Here is an 18,690-nt window from a genome sequence, read left to right as displayed (position 1 = left end):
CCGAGGAAGACGTTCAGAAGATCGTCAACCAGATGCAGGAAGGCACCGACAAGCCCCGCCACAAGGTGGAGTTCGTCGTCGGCGAATACGTGCGTGTGAAGGAAGGCCCCTTCACCGACTTCAACGGCACGGTCGAAGAAGTCAACTACGAGAAGAACAAGATGCGCGTGTCGGTGACCATCTTCGGTCGCGCGACCCCCGTCGAGCTCGAATTCAGCCAGGTCGAGAAGACCTGATCGTTTCAGGTGCTGGCGGGTCGGCCCGACGCCAGCGCTGTTGAAGTTTTCCGGGTCCCCAACCGCGAGGAGGTTGTCCACAGTGGCAACCGTCTGCACTCGCAGGAGCTAAAAAATGGCGAAAAAAATCGTCGGCTTCATCAAGCTGCAAGTGCCAGCTGGTAAGGCCAACCCGTCCCCCCCGATCGGTCCGGCACTGGGTCAGCGCGGCCTGAACATCATGGAGTTCTGCAAGGCGTTCAACGCCCAGACCCAAGGCGTTGAACCAGGTCTGCCGCTGCCCGTGGTGATCACGGCTTATGCGGACAAGAGCTTCACCTTCATCATCAAGACGCCTCCGGCGACCACCTTGATCAAGAAGGCGATCAAGCTCGACAAGGGCTCTTCGGTGCCCAACAAGAACAAGGTCGGCAAGATCACGCGCGCTCAGCTCGAAGAGATCGCCAAGACCAAGATGAAAGACATGACCGCCGCCGATGTGGACGCAGCCGTGCGCACCATCGCCGGTTCGGCCCGCTCGATGGGCGTGATTGTGGAGGGCGTGTAAATGGCCAAGCTGACCAAAAAACAGAAAGCCTTCGAAGGCAAGGTCGACAGCAACAAGCTGTACGCCCTCACCGAAGCCATCGCCATCATCAAGGAATGTGCAAACGCCAAGTTTGACGAATCCATCGACGTGGCCGTCCAGCTCGGCGTGGATGCCAAGAAGTCCGACCAAGTGGTGCGTGGCGCCGTCGTGATGCCCAACGGCACCGGCAAGACCAAGCGCGTGGCCGTGTTCGCCCAGGGCGCCAAGGCCGAAGAGGCCAAGGCCGCTGGTGCCGACATCGTCGGCATGGACGACCTGGCTGCCGACATCAAGGCCGGCAACATGAACTTCGACGTGGTCATTGCCTCGCCGGATGCCATGCGCGTCGTCGGTACCCTGGGTCAGATCCTGGGTCCGCGCGGTCTGATGCCCAACCCGAAGGTCGGCACCGTGACGCCCGACGTTGCCCAGGCCGTGCGCAACGCCAAGGCCGGTCAGGTCCAGTTCCGCGTCGACAAGGCCGGCATCGTGCACGGCACGATCGGCCGTCGTTCGTTCGACGCCGACAAGCTCCAGGGCAACCTGGTGGCGCTGCTCGACGCCCTGACCAAGGCCAAGCCGGCGACCAGCAAAGGTGTGTACCTGCGCAAGGTGGCGGTGTCGTCGACCATGGGTGTTGGCGTTCGCGTGGACATGCAATCCATCTCGGCGTAATCGCAGAGAGAAAGAATTCGGGCGACTCAGGTCGCCCGGGTGTGGTGGGCTCGGTGGCCGGTCGTCATGAACGGCTCCCGGGGCCATCCAAGACCGTTGGTGTCGGATCAAGTCCCTCGGGGTGCGGTCCGACTTAATTGTGACAAGCCAACGCAGATGGCGATCCCGCTGCAGATGGAATCCGTTCCGAAACAGTTGATCGCTGCAATGAGGCGTGCCCCAGGTCCCAGGACCGCAGGCACATTTAAGGAGTAGACCTTGAGTCTGAATCGCAGTGAGAAAGAAGCGGTCATTTCCGAAGTGACCAGCCTCGCCGCAAAAGCTCAAACGCTCGTGATGGCGGAATACCGTGGCATCACGGTCGCGAACATGGACAAACTGCGCGTCACAGCCCGCAGCAACGGTGTGAGCCTGAGCGTGTTGAAAAACACCCTGGCCCGCCGTGCGGTGGCTGGCAGCGCATTTGAAGTGGCCGCCGACCAGATGACCGGTCCGCTGATCTATGGATTTTCTGTTGACGCCGTGGCCGCCGCGAAAGTGGTGGCCGAGTTCGCGAAGACCAACGACAAGTTGGTCATTCGCGCCGGTGTGTATGCAGGCAAAGTCCTGGACGTCAATGGCGTGAAACAGCTCGCAAGCATCCCTTCGAAAGAAGTGCTGATGGCTCAGCTGTGTGGCTTGCTGATGTCGCCCATGTCGCGTACGGCCGTTGTGCTGGGCGCGCTGGCGGCGAAAAAAGGCGAAGGCGCTGCCGCTCCGGCAGAAGAAGCGGCCGCCGCCTGATCGGCGCGGTACGTTCGTTCAACCAATTGTTAGGAAATCAAAATGGCATTCGATAAAGACGCATTTTTGACCGCGCTGGACAGCATGACGGTCATGGAACTCAACGACCTGGTGAAAGCCATCGAAGAGAAGTTTGGCGTGAGCGCAGCCGCCATGGCCGCCCCCGCAGCCGGTGGTGGCGGTGCTGCTGCTGTTGCTGAAGAGAAGACCGAATTCAACGTCGTGCTGCTCGAAGCCGGCGCCAACAAGGTCTCGGTCATCAAGGCCGTTCGCGAAATCACCGGTCTGGGCCTGAAAGAAGCCAAAGACCTGGTCGATGGCGCACCGAAGAACGTGAAAGAAGGCATTGCCAAGGCCGACGCCGAAGCAGCCATGAAGAAGCTGGTGGATGCCGGCGCCAAGGCCGAGCTGAAGTAATTCGCTCGAGTCCCGAGGCTGGAGCGCCCGAAAGGGCCTCCAGCCTTCTGTGCTTTCAGAGCACACCCTCGTCAGCGCCTTCGGCACTGGCGAAGTGTTTTAGAGAAACACCGGGAAATGGACTGATGCAGTCCCTTTCCCAGTGTTTTCTGACCCCGACTGCAGAAAACGACTTGGTTCGGGCCTGTGTGCAATGCACAGGCCGTCCGCCAATGGTTGGTAGAGGCCAGCCACCAAGAAAGCCACCAGGAATCTGTCCTCCTGGTAGGCAAGACAGTCGCCGCAGACCTCAAGCCCGGAGATCTCATGGCCCCAGCATCGAAATACTCATACACCGAACGCAAACGCATCCGCAAGAGCTTTGGTACCCGCGAAAACGTTCTCGCGATTCCTTACCTCCTGCAAATGCAGAAGGACGCCTACACGGCGTTCCTGCAAGCCGACAACGCGCCGAAAAAGCGCACCAACGAGGGCTTGCAGGCGGCGTTTGAAGCCGCTTTCCCCATCGTCTCCCACAACGGTTTTGTGGAGATGAAGTTCGTTGAGTACAACCTGGCCAAGCCCGCTTTTGACGTGCGTGAATGCCAGACCCGTGGTCTCACTTTCGCCTCGGCCGTGCGCGCTCGCGTGCAGCTCATCATCTATGACCGCGAGTCCTCGACCGCGCAGTCCAAGGTGATCAAGGAAGTGAAAGAGCAAGAGGTCTACATGGGCGAAGTGCCCCTGATGACCGAGAAGGGCTCATTCATCATCAACGGCACCGAGCGTGTCATCGTGTCACAGCTGCACCGCTCACCCGGTGTGTTCTTCGAACACGACAAGGGCAAGACGCACAGCTCGGGCAAGCTGCTGTTCTCGGCTCGCATCATTCCTTACCGCGGTTCCTGGCTCGACTTCGAATTCGACCCCAAGGACGTGCTCTTCTTCCGTGTTGACCGCCGTCGCAAAATGCCGGTCACCATCCTGCTCAAGGCCATTGGCCTGACGCCGGAAACCATCCTGGCCAATTTCTTCGTCAACGACCACTTCCGCGTGATGGACAGCGGCGCGCAGATGGCTTTCGTGCCCGAGCGCCTGCGCGGTGAAGTGGCCCGTTTCGACATCACCGACAAAGCCGGCAAGGTCGTCGTGGCCAAGGACAAGCGCATCACCGTGCGCCACACCCGCGAACTCGAGCAGTCGGGCACCACGCACATCAGCGTGCCGGAAGACTTCATGATCGGTCGCGTGGTTGCGCGCAACATCGTGGACGAGGACACCGGCGAGATCATCGCCAAAGCCAACGAAGAGTTGACCGAAGTGCTGCTGAAGAAATTGCGCACCTCCGGTGTGCAAGACCTGCAGTGCCTCTACACCAACGAACTCGACCAGGGCGCCTACATCTCGCAGACCCTGCGCATCGACGAAACCGCCGACGAGTTCGCCGCGCGCGTGGCCATCTACCGCATGATGCGCCCCGGCGAGCCGCCGACCGAAGACGCTGTGCAGGCCCTGTTCCACCGCCTGTTCTACAACCCGGACACGTACGACCTGTCGCGCGTGGGCCGCATGAAGTTCAACGCCCGCGTGGGCCGCGACGAATCCACCGGCGCCATGGTGCTGTCCAACGAGGACATCCTGGCCGTGGTCAAGATCCTGGTGGATCTGCGCAACGGCCGTGGCGAAGTCGATGACATCGACCACCTGGGCAACCGCCGCGTGCGTTGCGTCGGCGAACTCGCCGAGAACCAGTACCGCACCGGTCTGGCCCGCATCGAGAAGGCCGTGAAGGAGCGTCTGGGCCAGGCCGAGCAAGAGCCGCTGATGCCGCACGACCTGATCAACTCCAAGCCGATTTCCGCGGCCCTGAAGGAGTTCTTCGGTGCGTCGCAGCTGTCGCAGTTCATGGACCAGACCAACCCGCTGGCCGAGATCACGCACAAGCGCCGCGTTTCTGCCCTGGGCCCGGGCGGTTTGACCCGCGAACGCGCCGGCTTCGAGGTGCGCGACGTGCACGTGACCCATTACGGCCGCGTCTGCCCTATCGAGACGCCTGAAGGTCCAAACATCGGCCTGATCAACTCGCTGGCTCTGTACGCCCGCCTGAACGAGTACGGTTTCATTGAAACCCCGTACCGCCGCGTGATTGAAGGCAAGGTCACGAACCAGATCGATTACTTGTCGGCCATTGAAGAAGGCAAGTACGTCATCGCGCAGGCCAACGCCACGCTCGACGGCGAAGGCCGCCTCACTGGTGACCTGATCTCTGCCCGTGAAAAAGGCGAATCGATCCTGACGCCGTCCGACACCATCCAGTACATGGACGTGTCGCCGGCGCAGATCGTGTCGGTCGCTGCATCGCTGGTGCCTTTCCTGGAGCACGATGATGCCAACCGTGCGCTGATGGGCGCCAACATGTCGCGCCAGGCCGTGCCCGTGCTGCGTCCTGAAAAGCCGCTGGTGGGCACCGGTATCGAGCGCGTTGCCGCGATCGACTCCGGCACCGTGGTGACCGCGACCCGCGGTGGCAAGGTCGACTACGTGGACGCGACCCGCATCGTGGTGCGCGTGAACGACGCCGAGGCGGTGGCCGGTGAAGTGGGTGTGGACATCTACAACCTCATCAAGTACCAGCGTTCCAACCAGAACACCAACATCCACCAGCGCCCCATCGTCAAGAAGGGCGACAAGCTGGGCAAGGGTGACGTGATCGCCGACGGCGCTTCGACCGACCTGGGTGAAATCTCGATCGGCCAGAACATGCTGATCGCCTTCATGCCCTGGAACGGCTACAACTTCGAAGACTCGATCCTGATCTCCGAGCGCGTGGTCGCCGAAGACCGCTACACCTCGATCCACATCGAGGAACTGGTGGTCATGGCGCGCGACACCAAGCTGGGCGCGGAAGAAATCACCCGCGACATCCCCAACCTGGCCGAGCAGCAGCTCAACCGCCTGGACGACTCCGGCATCATCTACGTCGGCGCCGAAGTGCTGCCCGGCGACGTGCTGGTCGGCAAGGTCACGCCCAAGGGCGAGACCACGCTGACGCCGGAAGAGAAGCTGCTGCGCGCGATCTTCGGCGAGAAGGCTTCCGACGTGAAGGACACCTCGCTGCGCGTGGACCAGGGCTCGCAAGGCACCGTGATCGACGTGCAGGTATTCACCCGCGAAGGCATCACGCGCGACAAGCGCGCCCAGCAGATCATCGATGACGAACTCAAGCGGTTCCGCCTGGATCTGAACGACCAGCTGCGCATCGTGGAAGCCGACGCCTTCGACCGGATCGAGAAACTGCTGATCGGCAAGCTGGCCAACGGTGGACCGAAGAAGCTGTCCAAAGGCACGACCATCGACAAGGCCTACCTGGACGACGTCGAGAAGTACCACTGGTTTGACATCCGCCCGGCCGACGAGACCGTGGCTGCCCAGCTGGAGTCGATCAAGAACTCGATGGAGCAGACGCGCCACAGCTTCGACCTCGCGTTCGAAGAAAAGCGCAAGAAGCTCACGCAGGGCGACGAGCTGCCGGCGGGCGTTCTCAAGATGGTCAAGGTCTACCTGGCCGTCAAGCGCCGCCTGCAACCGGGTGACAAGATGGCCGGCCGTCACGGCAACAAAGGTGTGGTCTCCAAGATCGTGCCCGTGGAAGACATGCCTTACATGGCCGACGGCACCCCCGCGGACATCGTGCTCAACCCGCTGGGCGTGCCTTCGCGCATGAACGTGGGTCAGGTGCTCGAAGTCCACCTGGGCTGGGCCGCCAAAGGCCTGGGCCAGCGCATTGGCGACATGCTGCAAGCTGAAGCCAAGGTCTCCGAGCTGCGCGGTTTCCTCGACACCATCTACAACCAGGCCGGCAAGAAAGAGTCGCTCGGCGACATGAGCGATGCCGAAGTGGTCGAGATGGCCGAGAACCTCACCACCGGTGTGCCGTTCGCCACCCCGGTGTTCGACGGCGCATCGGAAGACGAGATCCGCACCATGCTCAAGCTGGCGTATCCCGACAACATCGCCGAGATCAAGGGCCTGACGGCCACCCGCACCCAGGCGCAGCTGTACGACGGCCGCACGGGTGACGCTTTCGAGCGCAAGACCACCGTGGGCTACATGCACTTCCTGAAGCTGCACCACCTGGTCGACGACAAGATGCACGCCCGTTCGACCGGCCCGTACTCCCTGGTCACCCAGCAGCCGCTGGGCGGCAAGGCGCAGTTCGGTGGTCAGCGTTTCGGCGAGATGGAAGTGTGGGCGCTGGAAGCCTACGGTGCCTCGTACATCCTGCAGGAAATGCTCACCGTCAAGTCCGACGACGTGCAGGGCCGCACCAAGGTGTACGAGTCCATCGTCAAGGGCGAGCACACGATCGACGCCGGCATGCCTGAGTCGTTCAACGTGCTGGTCAAGGAAATTCGTTCGCTCGGTATCGATATCGAACTCGAACGTTCCTAATTCACCGAAAAGGAAAGAGTCACATGAAATCTTTGCTCGACCTGTTCAAGCAGTTCACGCCCGACGAACATTTCGATGCGATCCGCATCGGTCTGGCCTCGCCGGAAAAAATCCGCTCGTGGTCCTTCGGTGAAGTCAAGAAGCCCGAGACCATCAACTACCGCACGTTCAAGCCCGAACGCGACGGCCTGTTCTGCGCCAAGATTTTTGGCCCCATCAAGGACTACGAATGCCTGTGCGGCAAGTACAAGCGCCTCAAGCACCGCGGTGTCATCTGCGAGAAGTGCGGCGTTGAAGTCACGCAGACCAAGGTGCGTCGCGAGCGCATGGGTCACATCGATCTGGCCGCGCCTTGCGCCCACATCTGGTTCCTGAAATCGCTGCCATCGCGTCTGGGCCTGATCCTGGACATGACGCTGCGCGATATCGAACGCGTGCTGTATTTCGAAGCCTACGTGGTGACCGACCCTGGCATGACCCCGCTGAAGAAGTTCGGCATCATGTCCGAGGACGACTTTGACGCCAAGCGCAAGGAATTCGGCGACGAGTTCGTGGCCAAGATGGGCGCCGAAGGCATCAAGGAACTGCTGCAAGCCATCGACCTCGACATCGAGATCGAGAAGCTGCGCAACGACCTGACCGGCTCCGAACTCAAGATCAAGAAGAACGCCAAGCGCCTGAAGGTGCTGGAAGCCTTCAAGAAGTCGGGCATCAAGCCCGAGTGGATGGTGCTCGACGTGCTGCCCGTGCTGCCGCCGGACCTGCGTCCGCTGGTGCCGCTGGACGGCGGCCGCTTCGCGACCTCCGACCTGAACGACCTGTATCGCCGCGTCATCAACCGCAACTCGCGTTTGCGTCGCCTGCTGGAGCTGAAGGCCCCTGAGATCATCGCGCGCAACGAAAAGCGCATGCTGCAGGAAGCGGTCGACTCGCTGCTGGACAACGGCCGCCGTGGCAAGGCCATGACGGGCGCCAACAAGCGCGCCCTGAAGTCGCTGGCCGACATGATCAAGGGCAAGAGCGGTCGTTTCCGCCAGAACTTGCTGGGCAAGCGCGTCGACTACTCGGGCCGTTCGGTCATCGTGGTCGGCCCAACGCTCAAGCTGCACCAGTGCGGCCTGCCCAAGCTGATGGCGCTCGAGCTGTTCAAGCCTTTCATCTTCTCGCGCCTGGAAGCCATGGGCATCGCGACCACCATCAAGGCCGCGAAGAAGGAAGTTGAAGCCGGCACGCCCGTGGTGTGGGACATCCTGGAAGAGGTGATCAAAGAGCACCCGGTGATGCTGAACCGCGCACCGACGCTGCACCGCCTGGGCATCCAGGCGTTTGAGCCCATCCTGATCGAAGGCAAGGCGATCCAGCTGCATCCACTCGTCTGCGCGGCCTTCAACGCCGACTTTGACGGTGACCAGATGGCCGTTCACGTGCCGCTGTCGGTGGAAGCGCAGATCGAAGCGCGCACCCTGATGCTGGCCTCGAACAACATTCTGTTCCCGGCCAACGGCGAGCCTTCCATCGTGCCGTCGCAAGACGTGGTGCTGGGTCTGTACTACGCCACCCGCGAGCGCATCAACGCCAAGGGCGAGGGCATGATCTTTGCCGATCTGTCCGAGCTGCAGCGCGCGCTGGACAACGCGGTGGTGGAAATCACCGCCAAGATCAGCGTGCGCCTGACCCAGCAGACGCTGGACAAGGCCACGGGTGAGTGGACGCCGTCGACCACGCTGGTGGACACCACCGTGGGCCGCGCGCTGCTCTCCGAGATCCTGCCGCGTGGCCTGCCTTTTGAAGTGCTGAACAAGGCGCTGAAGAAGAAGGAAATCTCGCGCCTGATCAACACCTCGTTCCGCAAGTGCGGCCTGAAGGAAACCGTGGTGTTCGCCGACAAGCTGCTGCAAAACGGCTTCCGTCTGGCCACGCGCGCCGGTATCTCGATCGCCGTGGACGACATGCTTGTGCCCAAGGAGAAGCCGGCCATCATCGACCGCGCCGAAAACGAGGTGAAGGAAATCGCCCAGCAGTACGCTTCCGGTCTGGTGACCGCGGGCGAGCGCTACAACAAGGTGGTGGACATCTGGGGCAAGGCCGGTGACGAGATCTCCAAGGTCATGATGGCCCAGTTGGCCAAGCAGAAGACCACCGACCGCCACGGCAAGGAAGTGGACCAGGAGTCGTTCAACTCCATCTACATGATGGCCGACTCGGGAGCGCGTGGCTCTGCTGCGCAGATCCGCCAGCTCGCCGGCATGCGCGGCCTGATGGCCAAGCCCGACGGCTCCATCATCGAGACCCCCATCACGGCGAACTTCCGTGAGGGTCTCAATGTGTTGCAGTACTTCATCTCGACCCACGGCGCTCGTAAAGGCCTGGCCGACACGGCGCTGAAGACCGCCAACTCGGGCTACCTCACGCGCCGCCTGGTGGACGTGACGCAGGACTTGGTGGTCAACACCCAGGACTGCGGCACCACCAACGGCACGCTGATGCGCGCCATCGTTGAAGGCGGTGAAGTCATCGAGTCGTTGCGCGACCGCATCCTGGGCCGCACCACGGCCGAGGAAGTGATTCACCCCGAAACGCGTGCGCTGCTGGTGCCCGCTGGCGAGATGCTCGACGAGGACATGCTCGACGTGCTGGAAACCGCCGCGGTTGACGAAGTGAAAGTACGCACCGCACTGACCTGCGAAACCCGTTTCGGCATCTGCGCCAAGTGCTACGGCCGCGATCTGGGCCGTGGTGGTCTGGTGAACATCGGTGAAGCGGTCGGCGTGATCGCCGCGCAGTCCATCGGCGAACCCGGCACGCAGCTGACCATGCGCACCTTCCACATCGGTGGTGCGGCGTCGCGTGCGGCGGTGGCCTCCAGCGTGGAAGCCAAGTCCAGCGGCGTGATCGGCTTCAACGCCACCATGCGCTACGTGACCAACACCAAGGGCGAACTGGTGGTGATCTCGCGTTCCGGCGAAATCATCATCCACGACGAACACGGTCGCGAGCGCGAGCGCCACAAGGTGCCGTACGGCGCCATTCTGTCGATCAAGGCCGACCAGAGCATCAAGGCCGGCGCCATCCTGGCGAACTGGGACCCGCTGACCCGCCCGATCATCACGGAATTCGCCGGTCAGGTGCGTTTCGAGAACGTCGAAGAAGGCCTCACCGTGGCCAAGCAGGTCGACGAAGTGACCGGCCTGTCCACGCTGGTGGTGATCGATCCGAAGCGCCGCGGCGTGGCCAAGGTGGTGCGTCCACAGGTCAAGCTGATCGACGGTTCGGGCAACGAAGTGAAGATCCCGGGCACCGACCACTCGGTGACCATCGGCTTCCAGATCGGCTCGCTGATCCAGGTGCGCGACGGCATGGACGTGGGCCCAGGCGAAGTGCTGGCCCGCATCCCGGTCGAAGGCCAGAAGACGCGCGACATCACCGGCGGTCTGCCGCGTGTGGCCGAGCTGTTCGAAGCCCGCAGCCCGAAAGACAAGGGCATGCTGGCCGAGATGACCGGCACCGTGTCGTTCGGCAAGGAGACCAAGGGCAAGGTTCGCCTGCAGATCACCGACCCCGAAGGCAAGGTGTGGGACGACCTCATCCCCAAGGAGAAGAACATCCTGGTGCACGAAGGCCAGGTGGTCAACAAGGGCGAGAGCGTGGTGGACGGCCCGGCCGATCCACAGGACATCCTGCGCCTGCTGGGCATGGAAGAGCTGGCTCGCTACATCGTTGACGAAGTCCAGGACGTCTACCGCCTGCAGGGCGTGAAGATCAACGACAAGCACATCGAGGTGATCGTTCGCCAGATGCTGCGCCGCGTGGTCGTGGACAGCGTGGGTGATTCGAACTACATCGCCGGTGAACAGGTCGAGCGTTCGGAGATCCTCAACACCAACGACGCACTGCGTGCCGATGGCAAGCTGCCGGCGGTGTTCAGCAACATCCTGCTGGGCATCACCAAGGCTTCGCTGTCGACCGACTCCTTCATCTCGGCGGCTTCCTTCCAGGAAACCACCCGGGTGCTGACCGAGGCGGCCATCATGGGCAAGCGCGACGAGCTGCGTGGTCTGAAGGAAAACGTGATCGTGGGTCGTCTGATCCCGGCCGGTACCGGCATGGCCTACCACGAGGCGCGCAAGGTCAAGGAGAAGATGGACGACGAAGAGCGCCGTGCCATCGCCGAGGCCGATGCCGTGTCGCTGGCGGCTGATCAGGCCGAGCAAGCCGACGCGTCGAGCACCAACGAATCCGCGGAATGAGGCTCACCCCCGCGGCGCTGCGCGCCACCCCCTGAAGGGGGCAACACCTGCGGCCCGGCGGAGCCGGTTCCGCGGTGTTTCTGGTCAGCTTTCCCGCTGGCTTACAAAAAGCCCCCGGTCATCCGACCGGGGGCTTTTTTCATGGTGATGTCTCGCGCGCACGCGGTGTGCCGCAGGTATATTGGCCCCGCCTGCCGGGGGGGCGGGGGTCGCATACAAGGAGTTCCGAACATGTCCGTTTCGCTGTGGGTCATTCTGGCCGTGGGTCTGGTGGTGTTCTTCTGGGGTGTCGGTGCCTACAACCGCCTGGTGCGGTTGAAGAACGGCATTGCCAACGCCTTCGGTCAGATCGACGTGCAGCTCAAGCGCCGTTACGACCTGATTCCCAACCTGGTGGAAGTGGCGCGCAAGTACCTCGCGCACGAGTCGCAGACGCTGGAGGCCGTGATCGCCGCTCGCAACCAGGCCCGCACCGCCGAACAGACTGCGGCCACCAGCCCGCTCAACGCGGGCGCGCTGGGTGCGCTCGCAGGTGCCGAGCAGTTGCTCGGTGGCGCGTTGGGCCGGCTGTTCGCCGTGGCCGAGGCCTACCCCGATCTCAAAGCCGACCAGACCATGCGCGAGCTCAGCGAAGAGCTCTCCAGCACCGAAAACCGCATCGGCTTTGCGCGCCAAGCCTACAACGACAATGTGCTCGAGTTCAACGATGCCGCCGCACAGTTTCCTGCGCTGATCGTGGCGCGCCTGTTCGGTTTCCTGCCGCAGGCCATGCTCGAATCAACCACCAGTGAAGCCGAGCGTCAGACTCTCCGTATCGAGATCTGACCCTGCGATCCGTAGCCTGGCCTGGCCATGCGGTTCTTCGAATTCCAGCGCGAAGCACGGGGTGAGACCACGCGTCTGTTGCTGGCCTTCGGCTTGACCGTGGTGCTGCTGGTGGTGGCGGTCAACGCCTCCCTGGCGCTGGCCTGGGGCCTGACCTGGGGTTTCTGGATGCCGGGCGCGCTGACTTACCCGCGCCATTTCTTTGCGGTCAACACCGGTGTCACCCTGCTCTTTGTGCTGGGGGGGTGGTGGGTGGAAACGTCGCGCCTGAGCGAGGGCGGTGGCATGCGCCTGGCCGAGCAACTGGGCGCGCGGCTGGCGCAGCCTTCCGGCAGCTTTGACGAGCAGCGGTTTTGCAACATCGTTGATGAGATGGCCATTTCTTCCAACGTGAAAAGGCCACAAGCCATGGTGGTGGCACGCGACCAGGGCATCAATGCGTTCGCAGCCGGCTGGGACGAAGACGACGCGGTGGTGGCGGTCACCCAGGGCGCGCTTGACCACCTCACGCGCGACGAATTGCAGGGGTTGGTGGCGCACGAGTTCAGTCACATCGGCGAGGGCGACACGCGCCTGAACATGCGCCTGGTCGGCATGGTGTTCGGTCTGGAGATGCTCTACCGCATGGGGCAGACCCTGTTCGAGCCGGACACCCAGGACCGGCGCATGGCCGCCTCGCTCATCGGGCTGGCCATCATGGCCGCAGGCTGGCTGGGCTGGGTGGCCGGGCATGCCTTGCAGGCCGCTGTTTCCCGCCAGCGTGAGCACCTGGCCGACGCCCGCGCGGTGCAGTGGACGCGCAGCCGTGATGGTCTCGGCGGCGTGCTGCGCAAGATCCTGACCCAGCAGAGCGAGGGCGTGGAAACGCGCGCCGTGGGTTCGGTGGTGCAGCACATGCTGCTGGTGGCCAACGAGTCGGGCAAGGTCGCAGGCTGGTTTGATTCCCATCCGCCGCTCACCGAGCGGATCCGCCGGATCTACGGCCGCAGCCTGGGCCCGCTGCCACTGCAACGCGAGACAGAGCCCGAGGCCGTCCTGCCAGCCACTGCCCCCGACGCCGAGGCCCCCGGCTGGACCTTGGTCTGAGGTGACCTCACCGGCGGGTTGTGCTGGTACCCTCACCGGTCCCACCCACCTTTTGCCCGGAACCTGATTGACCGCTTCGGCCGCTTCTTCCCAACCCGCCTCGCGTCCACCCGGCGCACCCTTGGGGCCCAGCCTCGCCACCCAGTTGCGCCAGACCGCGCGTTGTGTGCAGGCCGTGGAGCAGGGGCAGTCGCTCAGCGACGTGTTGCCGCAGGTGGCGTCCGAGCTTCGCCCGGGCGTGCAGGCACTCACTTTCCATGTGTTGCGCCACCTGGGCACGGCCCGCGCGTTGGTCGAGCAACTGGTGCAACGCAAGCCCGACGCTGCGGTTCAGGCCTTGCTGTGCAGCGCGTTGAGCTTGATGCTGGAAGACGTCGAGGCGGGTTCGTCGAGTGGCCTGCACTATGCCGCCCACACGGTGGTCAACCAGGCGGTGGACGCGGCGCGGCAGGACCGCGGCACCGCGCGGCAGGCGGCGTTCATCAATGCCTGTTTGCGCCGTTTCCTGCGCGAACGCCCGACGCTGATGGCCGCAGCCATGCGCCAGCCGGTGGCGCGCTGGAACCACCCGCTGTGGTGGATCGAGCGCTTGCAGCGCGATCATCCCGCGCATTGGGAAGCCATCCTGACGGCCAACAACCAGCCCGGTCCCATGACGCTGCGGGTCAACCGCCGCCGGGTCGAGCGTGCTGCCTACCAACTGGATTTGCAAGCGATCGGCGTGGCCTCCACCCCCGTGGGCGACGATGGGCTGGTGCTCGACGCTCCCCAACCGGTTGAACGCCTGCCCGGCTTTGCACAAGGCCACTGCTCGGTGCAGGACGCTGCGGCGCAGCTGGCAGCGACGCTGCTGCTGGACGGCCAGAACTTGAGCACCGAGCACCGTGTGTTGGATGCCTGCGCCGCACCCGGCGGCAAGACCGCCCACTTGCTGGAGCGCGCCGACATGAGCCTGCTGGCCCTGGACGTGGACGCACGCCGCTGCGAACGCGTCGATGACGCCTTGAAGCGCCTGGGGCTGAGCGCCGAGGTGCGCTGCGCCGATGCTGGCAAGCCCGCCACCTGGTGGGACGGCCGGCCATTCGACGCCATCCTGCTCGATGCCCCCTGCACCGCCTCCGGCATCGTGCGCCGCCATCCCGATGTGCGCTGGTTGCGTCGCGCCAGCGACGTCGACCAACTGGTCAAAGTGCAACGCGGTTTGCTGGAGGCACTCTGGCCGATGCTCAAACCGGGGGGGCGTCTGGTCTACGCCACCTGTTCCGTGTTCCGCGCTGAAGGGGCCGAACAGGTCCAAGCGTTCCTTGAGCGCCACACCAATGCAGTGCATCGGCCCTCTCCGGGCCATTTGCTGCCCGGTTCGGCCGCCCCACAGGGACAGTTCAACGACAATCCGTTGGGTGGATATGACGGATTTTTTTACACCTGCATCGACAAGGCCCAGCCTTGAACTGTCACCGCGCCAGACGCGGTGGGTGGGTGACATGAGCCGTTGGAGAATCGTTTTGTGGGTGACCAGGCTCGTGGGTCTGTGGGTGCTCACCTTGGGCATCCTGGGCCAGGCGCAGGCCCAGAAACCGCAGGTGTACCAGCTCAACCTGCAGCGCACGCCCGAGGCGCTGTACCTCTCGGGACGCATGGAACTGTCTCCCGACCAGGTGGTGGAGGAGGCGCTGCTCAAGTCGGTGCCGCTGTATTTCGTCTGGCAGGCCGATGTCTACCGCGAGCGCTGGTACTGGGCCGATCGCCGCGTGGCCAGCGTCACCCGCACCTTGCGTCTGGCCTACCAGCCGCTCACCCGTCGCTGGCGTGTGAGCCTGGCGAACGACGCAGGCGCCAGCGCCGGTGGGGCCGGCTTGCAATACGCCTTGCACCAGAACTACGACTCACTGGGCGATGCCCTGGCCGGGGTGGCCCGAGTCACACGGTGGAAGATCGTCGAGGCCACGCGGCTGCCAGCTGACGAAAGCCACTACGTCGACTTTGCCTTTCGCCTCGACCTGTCCTTGTTGCCGCGGCCGTTCCAGATCGGTGTGGGCAACCAGCGGGAATGGACCATCGAGGTTCGGGACCGGATCGAGGTCCCCCATCGCGCCGAGATCGACCGACCGCCAGCGCCCGCGGCCGCAGGGGGCGACACTGTGGAAGTCCCGGCCAGTGCCCGGGCCGAGGCGGAATCCACCTCCCCGGTCCGCTGAAGTCCCTGTGCGCCAGCGCGCCCACCACCATTTCACTGTGAACCCAGACCACACCATCCCCACGAATCGCAAGCGGCCAGGGGCCGTGCGCTGGGCCATCGGTGCGGGCCTGGTTTTCATGACCGGCGTGGGCATGGTGCTGCTGTTTCTGCTCACCCTGGCCACGCGCAACCGTGCCCTCTACGAACAGAACTTCGGCTGGTTGGTGGCCATCAACGTGGCCGTGGCGGGCTTCCTGCTGCTGGTCATCGTGTGGCTGGGTGTGCGGCTGGCCATGCGTTTCAGACGCGGCAAGTTCGGCAGCCGCCTGCTCATCAAGCTGGCGGCCATCATTGGTCTGGTCGGCGTGTTGCCCGGCTTGTTGATCTACACCGTGTCGTACCAGTTCGTCTCGCGTTCCATCGAGAGCTGGTTCGACGTGCGCGTGGAGTCGGCGCTGGCCGCCGGCCTCAACCTCGGCCGCACCACGCTCGACACGCTCACCGCCGATCTCAGCAGCAAGACCCGGGTGGCCGCCGAAGGCCTCGGGCGCACACCCAATTCATCGGCCGTGCTCGCGCTGGAGCGCTTGCGCGAGCAACTCGGCGTGACCGATCTCGTGCTCTGGAGCGCCTCGGGCCAGGCGCTCGGCAGTTCCGGTCTCTCTCGCTTCGATCTTAGCCCCGAGCGGCCCAGTGCTGCCCAGCTGCGCAGCGTGCGCAACGCGCGCGTGGTGGCGCAGATCGAGGGGCTCGACGAAGGCGCTGATGGCGAAATGGAGGCCATGCTGGCGGCCGGGCAGGCGCGCATCAAAGTGTTGGCGCTGGTCAGTCCTCCCAGCTTCGGCTTCGATGCCGAGCCGCGCTTCCTGCAGGTGGTGGCACCCTTGCCCGCCGCGTTGGTGGCCGACGCACTGGCCGTGCAGGTGGCCAACCGCGAGTACCAGGAGCGCGCGCTGGCCCGCGAGGGCCTGCGGCGCATGTACATCGGCACCCTCACACTGGCCTTGTTTCTGGCGGTGTTCGGCGCGGTGCTGCTGGCGGTGCTGCTGGGCAACCAGTTGATTCGTCCGCTGCTGGTGCTGGCCGAAGGCATGCGCGAGGTGGCCACTGGCGATCTCTCGCCCAAAAAATCGCTGCCCTCGCGCGACGAGCTCGCCGGCCTCACTCGCACCTTCGCTCTCATGACGCAGGACCTGTCAGACGCGCGCGCCGCTGTGCAGCAAAGCATGGAACAGGTGGATGCCGCGCGCGACAACCTGCAGACCATCCTGGACAACCTCACGGCGGGTGTCGTGGTTCTCGACAGCCAAGGCCGCCTGCAAAGCGTCAACCCCGGCGCCGCGCGCATCCTGCGCACGCCGCTGGCGCTGCACATGGGCGAGCCGTTGGCCGACGTGCCCGGACTGGAGGCGTTTTCCACCGGCGTGCTGCAGCAGTTCGAGCGTTTCCTGTCCGATCAGACGCCGCACGAAGGCGGTTACTGGCAACAGTCGTTCGAGCTCAGCGCCAACGGCACCACCCCGTTCGACGAAGGCATCACCTTGATCGCGCGCGGCGCGCTCCTGCCCAACAACGAGCGGCTGCTTGTGTTCGACGATGTGTCCGAAATGGTCTCGGCCCAGCGCGCCAAGGCCTGGGGTGAAGTGGCGCGGCGCCTGGCGCACGAGATCAAGAATCCGCTCACGCCCATTCAGCTGTCGGCCGAGCGCCTGGCCATGAAGCTTGACGGCAAGGTGCAGCCCGCCGAGCAGGCCATCCTGACCAAGTCGGTGCGAACCATCGTTGACCAGGTGGACGCCATGAAACGTCTGGTCAACGAGTTCCGCGACTACGCGCGCCTGCCCGCCGCGCAGTTGCAGCCGGTTGACCTCAACGCCCTCGCGCGCGACATCCTCTCGCTTTACGACAACGCCGCCGTGCCCGTGCGCCTGGAGGCCGTCGACGATCTGCCCATGGCCCAGGCCGATCCCCAGCAGGTGCGCCAGATCCTGCACAACCTCGTGCAGAACGCTCAGGACGCCATGGCCGGTGTGCCGGATGCGCAGGTGGTGCTGCGCACGCGCCGCTCCGATTCCGGCCAGTGGGTGCGCCTGTCGGTGCTGGACCAGGGCCCCGGTTTTGCCGAGCACATTCTCAAGCGTGCGTTTGAGCCCTACGTGACCACCAAGGTCAAGGGCACCGGGCTCGGACTTGCCGTGGTGAAAAAAATCATGGATGAGCACGGCGGCCGCGTGGATCTCAGCAACCGTGTGACCGAAGGCAAGGTGATCGGCGCGCAAGTGTCGTTATCATTCGCGGTTGCGAATTGACAACAAGTACCGAGGGAAACACACCGCGCCATGGCAACAATTCTGGTTGTAGATGATGAACTGGGCATCCGGGACTTGCTTTCCGAAATCCTGAACGACGAAGGCCACACGGTCGAACTGGCCGAGAACGCTGCCCAGGCCCGTGCCGTGCGCGCCCAGTTGCGCCCCGACCTCGTGTTGCTCGACATCTGGATGCCCGACACCGATGGTGTGACGCTGTTGAAGGAATGGGCCAGCACAGGCTTGTTGTCGATGCCGGTGATCATGATGAGCGGCCATGCCACCATCGACACTGCCGTGGAAGCCACGCGCATCGGCGCCACCGCCTTTCTTGAGAAGCCCATCACCCTGGCCAAGTTGCTCAAGGCTGTGGACCAGGGCTTGAACAAGGCACCGCCCAAGGCCAGCCCCACCGCTGTGCCCGTTCGCCTCGCTTCTGGCCTGTCGATGGATCTCACGGTCGAGGCCGCCATGACTGGCAGCACTTTGCCCGAACCCGTGATGGACATGGGACCGCAGTCATCGCAGTCCTTCAACCTCGAAGGTCCGTTGCGCGAAACCCGTGATGAGTTCGAGAAGGCCTACTTCGAATACCACCTCTCCAAAGAGGCCGGCTCCATGACCCGCGTGGCCGAGAAGACCGGTCTGGAGCGCACTCATCTCTACCGCAAACTCAAGCAGCTCGGCGTCGATCTGGCGCGCAGCAAACGCAACGCACTTTGAGTGCTGTGCGGCTCGAAATCGAGGTCCTGGAAGCTGCTACAATCTCGCTTCTCTCGAAGGCCCGGTAGCTCAGTTGGTAGAGCAGCGGATTGAAAATCCGCGTGTCGATGGTTCGATTCCGTCCCAGGCCACCAGTATCTATGCGCCCCAGCGCCCTTTTCGGGTTCTGGGGCGTTTCTACATTCGCGGCGCTCTTTCTACAATTCCTTCC

The 18,690-nt window shown here is 63.8% G+C and carries 13 protein-coding genes and 1 tRNA gene; all 14 read left to right on the top strand.

Annotated features, from left to right (window positions below):
• The coding region (locus tag IV113_RS22560) for a KOW motif-containing protein (RefSeq protein WP_291089890.1) at window positions 1-236 on the top strand (236 nt) is incomplete at its 5' end.
• 115 nt (window positions 237-351) lie between these two features.
• Window positions 352-783, top strand: a complete 432-nt coding sequence (rplK, locus tag IV113_RS22555; protein WP_291086793.1) for a 50S ribosomal protein L11 — start codon at window positions 352-354, stop codon at window positions 781-783.
• Window positions 784-1,479: a 50S ribosomal protein L1 gene (gene rplA / locus IV113_RS22550; protein WP_291089888.1), complete on the top strand. Its 696-nt coding sequence runs from the start codon at window positions 784-786 to the stop codon at window positions 1,477-1,479.
• A 258-nt stretch (window positions 1,480-1,737) separates the two neighbouring features.
• The gene (gene rplJ / locus IV113_RS22545) at window positions 1,738-2,262 is read left to right on the top strand and encodes a 50S ribosomal protein L10 (protein WP_056267432.1); all 525 of its coding nucleotides are present in this window, start codon (window positions 1,738-1,740) and stop codon (window positions 2,260-2,262) included.
• Between the two features lie 42 nt (window positions 2,263-2,304).
• A complete protein-coding gene (rplL, locus tag IV113_RS22540; protein WP_291089885.1) occupies window positions 2,305-2,679 on the top strand; it encodes a 50S ribosomal protein L7/L12 in 375 nt (124 codons plus the stop codon).
• 306 nt (window positions 2,680-2,985) lie between these two features.
• Window positions 2,986-7,110 carry a DNA-directed RNA polymerase subunit beta gene (gene rpoB, locus IV113_RS22535; RefSeq protein WP_291089883.1) on the top strand — a complete coding sequence of 1,375 codons (4,125 nt, stop codon included), beginning with the start codon at window positions 2,986-2,988 and terminating at the stop codon, window positions 7,108-7,110.
• Between the two features lie 23 nt (window positions 7,111-7,133).
• Window positions 7,134-11,357 carry a DNA-directed RNA polymerase subunit beta' gene (gene rpoC / locus IV113_RS22530; RefSeq protein ID WP_291089880.1) on the top strand — a complete coding sequence of 1,408 codons (4,224 nt, stop codon included), beginning with the start codon at window positions 7,134-7,136 and terminating at the stop codon, window positions 11,355-11,357.
• A gap of 231 nt (window positions 11,358-11,588) precedes the next feature.
• Complete coding sequence (locus IV113_RS22525) at window positions 11,589-12,182, top strand: LemA family protein (protein ID WP_291089877.1); 594 nt, start codon at window positions 11,589-11,591, stop codon at window positions 12,180-12,182.
• Window positions 12,183-12,209: 27 nt separating this feature from the next.
• A complete protein-coding gene (locus tag IV113_RS22520) occupies window positions 12,210-13,268 on the top strand; it encodes a M48 family metalloprotease (protein WP_291089874.1) in 1,059 nt (352 codons plus the stop codon).
• A gap of 67 nt (window positions 13,269-13,335) precedes the next feature.
• The gene (rsmB, locus tag IV113_RS22515; protein WP_291089871.1) at window positions 13,336-14,718 is read left to right on the top strand and encodes a 16S rRNA (cytosine(967)-C(5))-methyltransferase RsmB; all 1,383 of its coding nucleotides are present in this window, start codon (window positions 13,336-13,338) and stop codon (window positions 14,716-14,718) included.
• A 34-nt stretch (window positions 14,719-14,752) separates the two neighbouring features.
• Complete coding sequence (locus IV113_RS22510; RefSeq protein WP_291089868.1) at window positions 14,753-15,466, top strand: DUF4390 domain-containing protein; 714 nt, start codon at window positions 14,753-14,755, stop codon at window positions 15,464-15,466.
• Between the two features lie 37 nt (window positions 15,467-15,503).
• A complete protein-coding gene (locus IV113_RS22505) occupies window positions 15,504-17,756 on the top strand; it encodes an ATP-binding protein (RefSeq protein WP_291089865.1) in 2,253 nt (750 codons plus the stop codon).
• 30 nt (window positions 17,757-17,786) lie between these two features.
• Window positions 17,787-18,479: a response regulator gene (locus IV113_RS22500; RefSeq protein WP_291089862.1), complete on the top strand. Its 693-nt coding sequence runs from the start codon at window positions 17,787-17,789 to the stop codon at window positions 18,477-18,479.
• A 58-nt stretch (window positions 18,480-18,537) separates the two neighbouring features.
• Window positions 18,538-18,613: transfer RNA gene (locus tag IV113_RS22495), tRNA-Phe, on the top strand.
• The last annotated feature ends 77 nt before the right edge of the window (window positions 18,614-18,690 follow it).

The organism is Hydrogenophaga sp., assembly GCF_018780385.1.
Lineage (GTDB): Bacteria > Pseudomonadota > Gammaproteobacteria > Burkholderiales > Burkholderiaceae_C > Hydrogenophaga.
This window is presented reverse-complemented; position numbering and strand designations above follow the sequence as displayed.